The following is a 930-nucleotide window of genomic DNA, read 5'->3' as shown; positions in this document are numbered from 1 at the left end:
TCTCCCAAGGGAGAGGTGAACCTCCGCTGCCGATCCGATTCAAACTGATCTTATCGCGCCGTTGCGCTCAGAACATCGTGTTGTTGTTCGCCGGATTTTCTGGGATCGGCTGCACCACATCCCAATGCTCGACGATCTTGCCGTCCTCGAGCTTGAAGATGTCGATGATCGCGTTGCCGCGGGTGCCGGGCTCGCGCACGGCGTGGACGTGCAGGATCACGTAGTCGCCGTCGACGAACGAACGCTTGATCTCGCTGTGCGAGTTCGGAAACTTCTCGCGCAGGAAGCCGATGAACTTGCGGAAGCCGTCGGGGCCGTCGGCCGCGCCGGGATTGTGCTGCACATAGCGGTTGCCGACATAGGCGAGCGCAGCATCGGCGTCCTTCTGGTTCAGCCCTTTGTCGTAGAACGCCAGCACGGCTTTCCGGTTGGCTTCCTGCTGCGCCTCGCTGGTGGCCGCCATCGCGGAGGAAGACGCAAGCGCGAGGAAGAGAGCGGCGACGGCTGTCCGTGGCCGGAGAAGGGTCTTCATCTGGTAGCTCCCGAGGCTGTGCGATGGATAGCGCTCTCTACAGCGTCCGTGCCGTGCCCGGAAGAGCGCACTCCCGGCTCACATGGTTACCCGCAGCTACCGGCCCTATGCCGCCTTCGCCGCGGCGCCATGCGCGTGCTTGTCGATGGCGTCGATGATCTCTGGCCACATCGGGATCGGCAGCGCATGGCCCATGCCTTCGATCATCAGCAGCTTTGCGCCCGGGATCGAGACCGCGGTATCCTTGCCGCCTTCCGGATGCACCAGCGGATCGATGGTGCCGTGGATCACGGGCGTCGGCGCCTTGACGCTGCGCAGTCGCTCCTTGCGGCTGCCGGAGGCGAGGATGGCGCGGAGCTGGCGGCCGACGCCTTCCGGGTTGAGGCCGCGCTCGAAGG

2 protein-coding genes are annotated in these 930 nt (G+C 64.9%); both read right to left on the bottom strand.

Annotated elements, in window-relative coordinates; all coding sequences use genetic code 11:
• Positions 1-67: 67 nt before the first annotated feature.
• Complete coding sequence (locus NS334_RS16400; protein ID WP_206542684.1) at positions 68-463, bottom strand: nuclear transport factor 2 family protein; 396 nt, start codon at positions 461-463, stop codon at positions 68-70.
• Between the two features lie 174 nt (positions 464-637).
• Positions 638-930: alpha/beta fold hydrolase (locus NS334_RS16395; RefSeq protein WP_275044697.1), on the bottom strand; the 293-nt coding region annotated here is incomplete at its 5' end.

The organism is Sphingomonas endophytica, from assembly GCF_001476895.1.
In the GTDB taxonomy this organism is placed as follows: Bacteria; Pseudomonadota; Alphaproteobacteria; order Sphingomonadales; family Sphingomonadaceae; genus Sphingomonas; species Sphingomonas endophytica_A.
This window is presented reverse-complemented; position numbering and strand designations above follow the sequence as displayed.